Raw genomic sequence first — 10,902 nt, forward strand, 5'->3', positions numbered from 1 at the left:
TCCGCTGTTGTCATGCTGTGGTCAGCGGACCAGGACGGTCACCTTGTCCTGGGCCGTTTCCGCCTCGGGAATCATCTCAATGGCATGGCAGGGGCATTGCTCGTAGCAGACGGCGCAGCCTGTGCAGAGCGCATCCTTGACCTCATAGCCCTTGCCGCGCCCCAGCTTGACGATGGCGCTCTCCGGACAGGCGCCATAGCAGCCGTCACACTCGTAGCAGTTGCCACAGGAGAGGCAGCGCCGCGACTCGTAGCGCGCCTCCGTCTCGCTGAGACCCTTCACGACTTCCTCGAAGGACTCGGCGCGGCTTTCCGCCTCCAGCTGCGCCTGGGCCTGCTGCGGTGCGTCGGTGGAATACCAGACATGCAGCTTCTCATAACCCGCCAGGGGATTCTTCGCCGGCCTCTCGTAGACACCGCCGCGCAGCCAGGCATCGATGTGGCGTGCCGCCTTCTTGCCGTGGCCCACTGCCGCCGTGACCGTGCGCTCCGCCGGCACCATGTCTCCGCCCGCAAAGAGGCCCGGATAGCCGGTCATCATGCTCTCGGAGACCAGCACGGTGCCGTCGTCCTGGAACTCAACGCCGGGAATGCCGCGCATGAATGCGGTGTCGCTCTCCTGCCCCAGCGCGAGGATCAGGCTGTCGGCCTCCAGGGTCTCGAACTCCCCGGTCGCGCGCGGCCGGCCGTCGGGCCCGATCTCCATACGCTCGACGGTGAAGCGCGTGCGGTCGATCGCCTTGATCGTCCGCAGCCAGTGGATCTTCACCCCCTCCTCCAGCGCGTCCTGGGCCTCAAAGTCATGCGCCGGCATGTGTTCGCGGTCGCGCCGGTAGATGATCAGGGCCTCCGTCGCGCCCAGGCGTTTGGCGGTGCGGGCGGCATCCATCGCCGTATTGCCGCCACCGTAGACAGCGACCCGGCGGCCAATCTGCGGCGGCGCGCCGGCATCGACCCCGCGCAGGAAACTGACGGCATCCAGGATGCCGCCGGCATCGCGGGCGGGAATCTCCGTGCGGCGGCTGAGATGAGCCCCGACGGCAACGAACATGGCATCGAAGCCACCCGCCTCCTGCTCAGCCAGTAGGTCCTCCACCTTGTGGTCGAAGACCATGGTCACACCCATGGCGGCGATCCGCGCCACCTCGCCCTCCAGGATGTCACGCGGCAGGCGGTAGGCGGGGATGCCGAAATGCATCATGCCACCCGCCACCGGTCCGGCCTCATGGATCTCTACCTCATGGCCCAAGCGCGCCAGATGATAGGCGGCGGAGAGCCCGCTGGGCCCGGCGCCGATCACCAGGACCCGCTTGCCGCTCGGCGGGGCGGGCTCGAAAGTCCAGCCGGATTCCAGGGCCAGATCGCCGAGAAAGCGCTCGACCGCATGGATACTGACCGGCTGATCGAGGTAACGCCGGTTGCAGGCATCCTCGCAGGGGTGATAGCAGACACGCCCATGCACGGCGGGCATGGGGTTGTCGCGCGTCAGAATGCGCCAAGCTTCCTCGAAACGGCCTGCCTGAGCGGCATCCAGCCAAGCCTGGATGTTCTCGCCGGCCGGACAGGTGTCGTTGCAGGGCGGCAGAAGATCCCGGTAGATCGGCCGTTGGGTCCGGAAGGGCCCGGTGCGCCGCTCATGGGTGAGATCCGGCGGTCGTGTCAGGTCGCTTGGTTTGGCCATTGCACTCCCCACCTTCTGCTAAGGGGTTTCGCATCACCCCGTTGGTATTGGATACTCCCTGCCGCCGGATCTTGGTGCGGGCAAAGCCGCAGCCGGACGCGGCGCTATGACTGCGGCGATGCACCGACCGCAACAAGATCCCGCTGCGAAATCACGCCGAGCACGCGTCCCTCGCCGTCGACAACCGGCATATGCCGGAATTTCCCGGCGTTCATGCGTTGAGCCGCGTCTTGCGGCGTCGCATCCGGTGAGAGGGTCTGTGGCGCCTCTGTCATGACTTCGGACAAGTGCGTCAGGTCCGGGTTGCGCCGGGTCGCGACGAAGATGGTCAGGGCGTCGCGCTCGGTAAAAATGCCGCGCAGGGCTCCTTCGTCCATCACAAGGACGGAGCCGACGCTGTTGTCGACCATGTAGCGCGCGGCTTCCCGGACCGTGCTTTGGCTCGTAAGCTGAGCCAGGTTCTGGCCGCGGACAATTTCACGAACGGTGGTCATCGATCGGTTCCCGGCTGTCAGGACATGGAGAGGAGTTTAGGGAAACCGCCGACGTTGACCTTGATCCATCTCAAGCCCAGGGATCGTCGAGCTTCCGGAAAACTGGACCTCAGTCCACAGAGCGCGCATCACGGTCTCGCGCCGCGCAGTTGAGTGGCCTGACCCGACAGCCAGGATCAGCTTGCCGGATCGTCTATCAGCGGGCTGGGCTTCGCCAGGGCCGTGAGATCTGCGGTCTTCGTAAGACGGATTTCCCGCCCTTTCACCACAACGCCGTAAGGCTTGAGCGTGCCGAAGGCGCGCGAAAGGTTCTCAGGTGTCATCCCGAGAAGCGCAGCCAAGGTGCGTTTGTCGATTTCCAGGGTGACCGTCCCCTCACCGCCCTGCTCGCTCTCCTTGCGCAACAGGTAGTTTGCCAAACGCTCGACGGCATTGCGCAGCTTCTGGTTCTTCAGGGCCTTGACCACCGTGCGGAAGCGCCCCGACAGCTCACGAACGACGGCACGGGCAAAGGCGGCGTCACTGGCAAAGACGGCCCGTACGGTCTCCGAGGGAATCATTAGGATGCGGGCGTTCTCAATGGTCCGTGCCGACATCAGGTAGGCCTGATCGCGCAGGGCCGCTGCGAGAATGAAGGTCGCAACGGGGTTGATGATCTCGATGGTGGTCTCGCGGCCGTTGCCGTTCGCGAAGAGCTCGACGCTGCCCTCGACCATGACATAGAGGAAGTCGGCGGGTTCGCCCTCGGTGATCAACTGCACCTGCGGCGGGAAACGCTGGAGAAAGGCCGCCTGCATCAATGCATCGAAGCTGGACTCCGCCATCTCCGCAAACAGATCGAGTTCCCGCACCAGCGGAATGTCCTTCGACCTCACGGTAGACCTCTCCGAACGCAACAACCAGTTTTGCGCGGCAGTCAACCATGTGGCTTGATATTTATCAAGTGACAGAACGAATTCATAGTTTCAATGAAATAATAAAGTACAATTCCGCCACATACTTTTGTGTTTCCTACATTTATTTTCGTCGCATTATTGTGTCATTTGACCTGAATCAAGTGAACATCGCCGCACTGCAATGATGATCCCCTCCTGCGGGGGGAAAGACTTCCCCGGCCCAAGTTAACAGCATTTCGGTCGATAGCGCTTGGGCAGCAGCAAAGGAGGGGAACATGCAAGGTTTGGACGGCGTCACCCGGGGCCAGCAGAACCGCGCCCTGGGCATCAGCACACTGGCATTCACGGTCTGCTTCGCTGTTTGGACGATTTTTTCCATCATCGGCGTCAAGATCAAACAGGACCTGGGGCTGTCGGACACCGAGTTCGGCATCCTGGTCGCCACCCCGATCCTGACGGGCTCGCTCAGCCGAATCTTTCTGGGCATCTGGACCGACCAGTACGGCGGCCGCGTCGTCTACACCTCCGTTATGGCGCTGACTGCCATCGCCGTATGGATGTTGTCGACGGTCACCACCTACGAGATGTTCCTGGTGGCAGCGCTCGGCGTCGGCCTTGCCGGCGGCTCTTTCGCAGTGGGCATCGCCTACGTCTCGCGCTGGTACGACAAGGACCACCAGGGAACCGCGCTTGGCATCTTCGGCATGGGCAATGTCGGAGCCGCGGTCACCAACTTCGGCGCCCCCTTCCTGCTGGTCGCGCTCGGTTGGGAGCAGACGGCCCAGGTCTATGCCGTGATCCTGCTGATCACCGCCGTGCTGTTCTTCCTCACGACCAAGGAAGACCCGGCGACCAAGCAGCGCAAGGCGCGCGGCGAGAAGCCGAAATCCGCCTTCATGCAGCTCTCTCCGCTGAAGAAACTGCAGGTCTGGCGCTTCTCGCTCTATTACTTCTTCGTTTTCGGTGCCTTTGTCGCTCTGGCGCTCTGGCTGCCGCGCTACTACGTCGGCGTCTACGATCTCGACATCAAGACCGCCGGCATGCTGGCCGCCGCCTATGCCCTGCCGGGCAGCATCTTCCGCGCCCTCGGCGGCTATCTCTCCGACCGTTTCGGCGCACGCCGGGTCATGTACTGGACCTTCGTCGCCTCGGTCGCCATCTGCTTCTTCCTCAGCTACCCGGCAACCGACTACGTGGTCCAGGGCATCGATGGGCCGATCCCCTTCAACATCACCATCAGCCTTCCGGTTTTCGTGGCGCTGACGGTGGCGCTGGGCTTCTTCATGTCGCTCGGCAAGGCAGCCGTCTACAAGCACATCCCCGTCTATTACCCCGACAACGTCGGTTCGGTGGGCGGCCTGGTCGGCATGATCGGCGGCCTCGGCGGTTTCATCCTGCCGATCTGCTTCGGGGTGATGAACGATCTGATCGGCGTCTGGACAAGCTGCTTCATGCTGCTCTTCGCACTGGTCGGCATTGCGCTCCTGTGGATGCACTTCGCCATCCTGCGCATGGAGAAGGCAGCCGTCGGCGAGCAGCTCGCGGCCCTGCCTGAGTTGCCGGAACTGGTGCAGCTCCATGGGCCCGAGCATGCCGGAGCCCTGGGGCCGGAGAGCGCGCGCAAGCGTGGCCCGCGCCCAGAGGCTGACAACGTCAGCCCCATGCATCCGGCGCAGTAACCGTGACGATCGCTGTGGCGGGCCGACTTGGGAAAGCCCGCCACAGCCCCAATCAAGAACGAGCCGTCAGAAACGGCGCAAGAGGATTAGGATCATGACGACACCCCATCAGGTCACCACAAGCGGCCATGTCCTGACGGACTGGCATCCGGACGAACCGGCCTTCTGGGAAAGCGGCGGCCGGCGCTACGCAAACAAGAACCTCTGGATCTCCATCCCCTGCCTCTTGCTGGCCTTCTCAGTCTGGTTGGTCTGGTCCGTCGTGGTCGCCAAGCTGCCGGCGATCGGCTTTGCCTACACCACCGACGAGCTGTTCTGGCTGGCCGCCCTGCCCGGGCTCTCCGGCGCGACCCTGCGGATCTTCTATTCCTTCATGGTCCCGATCTTCGGGGGCCGCCTTTGGACGACCCTGTCCACCGCCTCGCTGCTGCTTCCGGCGCTGGGGATCGGCTTTGCGGTTCAAAACCCCGACACCCCCTATGTGGCTTTCCTGGCCCTGGCGCTGCTCTGCGGTTTTGGTGGCGGCAACTTCGCCTCCTCCATGGCCAACATCTCCTTCTTCTTCCCGAAGAAGGAAAAGGGCAACGCCCTCGCCCTCAACGCCGGGCTCGGCAATGCCGGGGTCAGCGTCATGCAGTTCGTCGTACCGCTGGTGATCACGGCGGGCGTCTTCGGGGCGATCGGCGGCGACCCGCAGGTTACCAGCGACGGCGGCCGCCTGTGGCTGCAGAACGCCGGCTTCGTCTGGGTTCCGTTCCTGATCGTCACCGCGCTGGCGGCCTGGTTCGGCATGAACGACATCGCCTCTGCCAAGGCCTCCTTCAAGGAGCAGTCGATCATCTTCAAGCGCAGCCATAACTGGATCATGTGCATTCTCTATACCGGCACCTTCGGCTCCTTCATCGGCTATTCCGCCGGTTTCCCGCTGCTCGCCAAGACCCAGTTTCCGGAGGTGGACTCGCTGCAGTTCGTCTTTCTGGGCCCGCTCATCGGCGCGCTCAGCCGGGCCGCGACAGGCTGGGTCTCCGACAAATACGGCGGCGGCCGGGTGACCTTCTGGGTCTTCCTGGTGATGATCGGCGCTGTTGCCGGCGTTCTGTTCTTCCTGGGGATCAAGGATCAGCCCGGTGCTTTCTGGGGCTTCTTCGCCATGTTCATGCTGTTGTTCTTTGCAACCGGCGTGGGCAATGCCTCGACCTTCCAGATGATCCCGACGATCATGCGCCAGCAGGTCAGCCTGCTGATGCCGCAGCTTTCCGAAGAGCAGCATCTGCGCCAGTCCGAGCGCGAGTCGGCCGCCATCATCGCCTTCACCTCGGCCATCGCCGCCTACGGCGCCTTCTTCATCCCCAAGGCCTACGGCAGTTCCATCAGCCTGACCGGCGGACCGGAGATGGCGCTCTATGCCTTCATGGCTTTCTACGCGCTCTGCGTCGTCATCACCTGGTTCTACTACACCCGGCGAAACGCGCCGGTGCCCTGCTGATTTCCGCGAAGAAGGGAGAGACACAATGAGTCACCTGCTCGACCGCCTGAACTTCTTCAGCGGCACGCCCCGCGAGACCTTCTCCGATGGACACGGCGTCACGACCAACGAGGACCGTGGCTGGGAGGAGAGCTATCGCAAGCGCTGGCAGCACGACAAGATCGTGCGCTCGACGCATGGCGCCAACTGTACGGGGTCCTGCTCCTGGAAGATCTATGTGAAGGGCGGCATCGTCACCTGGGAAACCCAGCAGACCGACTACCCCCGCACCCGCCCAGATCTGCCCAATCACGAGCCGCGCGGCTGTAGCCGTGGCGCGAGCTATAGCTGGTACATGTATTCGGGCAACCGGGTGAAGTACCCACTGATCCGCGGCCGCCTGCTGAAGCTGTGGCGCGAGGCACGGGCCGTGCGCACGCCGGTCGCTGCCTGGGCCTCGATCGTCGAAGACCAAGACAAGCGGGCCGCCTATACCAGGAAGCGCGGCCTCGGCGGTTTCGTGCGGGCCGGCTGGGACGAAATCAACGAGATCATCGCCGCGGCCAATGCCTACACCGCGAAGACCTACGGTCCCGATCGCGTCATCGGCTTCTCGCCGATCCCGGCCATGTCGATGGTCTCCTATGCTGCAGGCTCGCGCTACCTCTCGCTCCTCGGCGGGGTCTGCATGTCGTTCTACGACTGGTACTGCGACCTGCCCCCGGCCTCCCCGCAGACCTGGGGCGAGCAGACCGATGTCCCGGAAAGCGCCGACTGGTACAACGCCGGCTTCCTGATGATCTGGGGCTCCAACGTGCCGCAGACACGGACGCCCGATGCGCATTTCTATACCGAGGTCCGCTACAAGGGCACCAAGTCGGTGGTGGTCAGCCCCGACTACTCGGAAGCCTCCAAGTTCGCCGATCTCTGGCTACACCCCAAGCAGGGCACCGACGCGGCGCTGGCGATGGCCATGGGCCACGTCATCCTGCGGGAATTCCATCTCGACCGCCAGGCCGACTACTTCGAGACCTATGCCCGGCGCTATACCGACATGCCCATGCTGGTGCGCCTGGAGAAACGCGACGGACACTACGTGCCGGAGCGGATGCTGCGGGCCGCCGATCTGGACGGCAACTGCGGCCAAGACAACAACCCGGAATGGAAGACCCTGGCTTACGATGACAAGAGCGGCCAGATCGTCGTGCCGCGCGGTTCGGTCGGCTTCCGCTGGGGCGAGGAAGGCAAGTGGAACCTGGAAGAGAAGGATGCCGGAGGCAAGGAGACCGAGCTGCGCCTCAGCCTGATCCTGGACAGCGATCACGACGACATCGTCGATGTCGGGTTTCCCTACTTCGGCAACCGCGAGCACGATCACTTCAAGGGTACAGATCACCCCGACGTGCTGAAGCGCCGGGTGCCGGTGAAGGCTCTCCGGACCGCCGAGGGTGAAACCCTGGTCACAACGGTCTTCGACCTTTTCGTCGCCAACTACGGCCTGGACCGCGGGCTCGGCGGCAACAACGCGGCCAAGGGCTATGACGAAAACATCCCTTACACCCCCGCCTGGGCGGAACAGATCACCGGCGTTCCGGCCGACCACATCGTCACCGTGGCGCGGGAGTTCGCGGCCAACGCCGAGAAGACACAGGGACGTTCCATGGTCATTCTCGGCGCCGGGCTGAACCACTGGTACCACATGGACATGAACTACCGGGGGATCATCAATCTCCTGGTGATGTGCGGCTGCGTCGGCCAGTCCGGCGGCGGCTGGTCCCACTACGTCGGGCAGGAGAAACTGCGCCCGCAGACCGGCTGGCTGCCCCTTGCCTTCGCGCTCGACTGGGGCCGCCCTCCGCGGCACATGAACTCCACCTCTTTCTGGTACGCCCATACCGACCAGTGGCGCTACGAAACCCTGGGCGTCGACGAGATCCTTTCGCCGACGGCGCCGGCCGGACCCTGGGATGGCGCTCTCATCGACTACAACATCCGCGCCGAACGCATGGGCTGGCTGCCTTCCGCGCCTCAGTTGCAGACCAACCCCCTGGAGGTCACCAAGGCGGCTTACGAAGCCGGCAAGGACCCCAGGGACTACGTGGTCGAGCAGCTCACCGGCGGCGGCCTGAAGATGTCCTGTGAGGACCCGGACAACCCGGCCAACTGGCCGCGCAACCTCTTTGTCTGGCGCTCCAACCTGCTGGGCTCTTCCGGCAAGGGGCACGAATACTTCCTGAAGCACCTGCTGGGCACCTCCCATGGCGTGCTGGGCAAGGACCTGGGAGAGGATGCCGGCGCGGTCGGCGGCCAGAAACCGCAGGAGGCGGTCTGGCACGACCAGGCGCCGGAAGGAAAGCTCGACCTGCTGGTGACCCTCGACTTCCGCATGTCCACGACCTGTGTCTACTCAGACATCCTGCTGCCGACGGCCACCTGGTACGAGAAGAACGATCTCAACACCTCGGACATGCATCCCTTCATCCATCCGCTGACGGCCGCCGCCGATCCGGTCTGGGAATGCCGCAGCGACTGGGAGATCTACAAGGGTATCGCCAAGGCCTTCTCCGAGGTCGCGCCCGAGGTGCTGGGCGTCGAAAAGGACGTGGTGCTGGTGCCGATCCTCCACGACACGCCGGCCGAGATTGCCCAGGCCATGGACGTGAAGGACTGGAAGAAGGGCGAGGTCGAGGCCGTTCCGGGCAAGACGATGCCGCAGATCGCCGTCGTCGAGCGCGATTATCCGAACCTCTACAAGCGCTTCACCGCACTGGGGCCGCTGATGACCAAGCTCGGCAACGGCGGCAAGGGAATTACCTGGAACACCGAGCACGAGGTGGAGGGGCTCGGCAGGCTGAACGGCATCGTCACCGAAGACGGGCCGACCAAGGGCATGCCGCGCATCGAAAGCGACGTCGATGCCAGCGAGGTCATCCTGATGCTGGCACCGGAGACCAACGGCGAGGTGGCCGTGAAAGCCTGGCAGGCGCTGAGCAAGAACACCGGCCGCGACCACAGCCACCTGGCGGTGCCCAAAGAGGACGAGAAGATCCGCTTCCGCGACGTCGTTGCCCAGCCGCGCAAGATCATCTCTTCGCCGACTTGGTCGGGCCTGGAATCGGAGAAAGTCTGCTACAACGCCGGCTACACCAACGTCCACGAGATGATCCCCTGGCGCACACTCACCGGCCGCCAGCAGCTCTACCAGGATCATCTTTGGATGCGTGCCTTCGGCGAGGGTTTCTGCGTCTACCGGCCGCCCATCGACACCAAGACCGTGAACCCGGTCATCGAGTCCAAGGATAACGGCAATCCGCAGGTGGTGCTGAACTTCATCACGCCGCACCAGAAGTGGGGCATCCACTCGACCTATACCGACAACCTGCTGATGCTCACCCTGAACCGCGGTGGACCAGTGGTCTGGATCAGCGAGGTCGATGCGGCCAAGGCCGGCATCAAGGACAACGACTGGGTCGAAGCCTACAACGTGAACGGGGCCCTGACGGCGCGCGCCGTTGTCTCCCAGCGCATGCGGGAGGGCACGATCTTCATGTACCACGCACAGGAGAAGATCGTGAACACGCCGGGCTCGGAGATGACCGGTCAGCGCGGCGGGATCCACAACTCGGTGACCCGCGCCGTGGTCAAGCCGACCCACATGATCGGCGGCTACGCCCAACAGTCCTACGGCTTCAATTACTACGGCACGGTCGGTGCCAACCGCGACGAATTCGTCATCGTCCGCAAGATGGACAAGGTCGACTGGCTCGACCGGCCGGCCCGCGAAAAGATGGAGGCGGCAGAATGAAGATCCGCGCACAAATCGGCATGGTACTGAATCTCGACAAGTGCATCGGCTGTCATACCTGCTCGGTCACCTGCAAGAACGTCTGGACCAACCGCGAAGGCATGGAATACGCCTGGTTCAACAACGTCGAGACGAAGCCGGGCATCGGCTATCCCAAGGAATGGGAGAACCAGAAACGCTGGAACGGCGGCTGGGAACGCGCCAGCAACGGCAGGATCAGACCGAAGATGGGCGCCAAGTGGCGCATCCTCGCCAAGATCTTCGCCAACCCGGACCTGCCCGAGATCGACGACTACTACGAACCCTTCACTTTCGACTACGAGCATCTGCAGAACGCGCCGGAGCTCGAAGCCTCGCCCACCGCGCGGCCGCGCTCGCTGATCACCGGCGAGCGCATGGAGAAGATCCACTGGGGCCCGAACTGGGAGGAGATCCTGGGCGGCGAATTCTCCAAGCGCTCGGCCGACTACAACTTCGACGGCGTGCAGAAAGAGATCTACGGGCAGTTCGAGAACACCTTCATGATGTACCTGCCCAGGCTGTGCGAGCACTGCCTGAACCCGACCTGCGTGGCGGCCTGCCCCTCGGGCGCGATCTACAAGCGCGAGGAGGACGGCATCGTCCTGATCGACCAGGAGAAGTGCCGCGGCTGGCGCATGTGCGTGTCGGGCTGCCCGTACAAGAAGATCTATTACAATTGGTCGAGCGGGAAGTCGGAGAAGTGCATCTTCTGCTATCCGCGCATCGAGGCCGGGCAGCCGACCGTGTGCTCGGAGACCTGCGTAGGCCGCATCCGCTATCTCGGCGTGCTGCTGTATGACGCCGACCGCATCGAGGAGGCGGCCTCCGCCGCGGATGAGCAGGACCTTTACCAGGCCCAGTG

Annotated in this window: 7 protein-coding genes; 4 read left to right on the forward strand and 3 right to left on the reverse strand. The window is 63.8% G+C overall.

Going from position 1 to position 10,902, the window contains the following annotated elements; translation table 11 throughout:
• Positions 1-21: 21 nt before the first annotated feature.
• The 3 genes from Q0982_RS05285 to Q0982_RS05295 all read right to left on the reverse strand — a co-directional run bounded on the left by Q0982_RS05285 (position 22) and on the right by Q0982_RS05295 (position 3,049).
• On the reverse strand, positions 22-1,680 hold the full coding sequence (locus Q0982_RS05285) for an NAD(P)-binding protein (protein WP_299392587.1): 1,659 nt from the start codon (positions 1,678-1,680) through the stop codon (positions 22-24).
• A gap of 104 nt (positions 1,681-1,784) precedes the next feature.
• Positions 1,785-2,174, reverse strand: a complete 390-nt coding sequence (locus Q0982_RS05290; protein WP_299392589.1) for a CBS domain-containing protein — start codon at positions 2,172-2,174, stop codon at positions 1,785-1,787.
• Between the two features lie 176 nt (positions 2,175-2,350).
• Positions 2,351-3,049 carry a cyclic nucleotide-binding domain-containing protein gene (locus Q0982_RS05295; RefSeq protein ID WP_299392592.1) on the reverse strand — a complete coding sequence of 233 codons (699 nt, stop codon included), beginning with the start codon at positions 3,047-3,049 and terminating at the stop codon, positions 2,351-2,353.
• 296 nt (positions 3,050-3,345) lie between these two features.
• Between Q0982_RS05295 and Q0982_RS05300 the strand changes: the two genes are divergently transcribed.
• From Q0982_RS05300 to narH, 4 genes are all read left to right on the forward strand, one after another.
• Complete coding sequence (locus Q0982_RS05300; protein WP_322096956.1) at positions 3,346-4,749, forward strand: nitrate/nitrite transporter; 1,404 nt, start codon at positions 3,346-3,348, stop codon at positions 4,747-4,749.
• A gap of 94 nt (positions 4,750-4,843) precedes the next feature.
• Positions 4,844-6,235, forward strand: a complete 1,392-nt coding sequence (locus tag Q0982_RS05305; protein WP_322096957.1) for a NarK family nitrate/nitrite MFS transporter — start codon at positions 4,844-4,846, stop codon at positions 6,233-6,235.
• Between the two features lie 25 nt (positions 6,236-6,260).
• A complete protein-coding gene (locus Q0982_RS05310) occupies positions 6,261-10,019 on the forward strand; it encodes a nitrate reductase subunit alpha (RefSeq protein ID WP_299392593.1) in 3,759 nt (1,252 codons plus the stop codon).
• The coding region (gene narH / locus Q0982_RS05315) for a nitrate reductase subunit beta (protein WP_299392595.1) at positions 10,016-10,902 on the forward strand (887 nt) is incomplete at its 3' end. The genes Q0982_RS05310 and narH, both read left to right, overlap by 4 nt.

Source organism: Pelagibius sp. (assembly GCF_028281305.1).
Taxonomy (GTDB): Bacteria; Pseudomonadota; Alphaproteobacteria; order Kiloniellales; family Kiloniellaceae; genus Pelagibius.

Bases quoted from the DNA above. Each gene is read 5' to 3' on its own strand.
- Q0982_RS05285 (WP_299392587.1), bottom strand. From the start codon at position 1,680: ATGGCCAAACCAAGCGACCTGACACGACCGCCGGATCTCACCCATGAG.
- Q0982_RS05290 (WP_299392589.1), bottom strand. From the start codon at position 2,174: ATGACCACCGTTCGTGAAATTGTCCGCGGCCAGAACCTGGCTCAGCTT.
- Q0982_RS05300 (WP_322096956.1), top strand. From the start codon at position 3,346: ATGCAAGGTTTGGACGGCGTCACCCGGGGCCAGCAGAACCGCGCCCTG.
- Q0982_RS05305 (WP_322096957.1), top strand. From the start codon at position 4,844: ATGACGACACCCCATCAGGTCACCACAAGCGGCCATGTCCTGACGGAC.
- Q0982_RS05310 (WP_299392593.1), top strand. From the start codon at position 6,261: ATGAGTCACCTGCTCGACCGCCTGAACTTCTTCAGCGGCACGCCCCGC.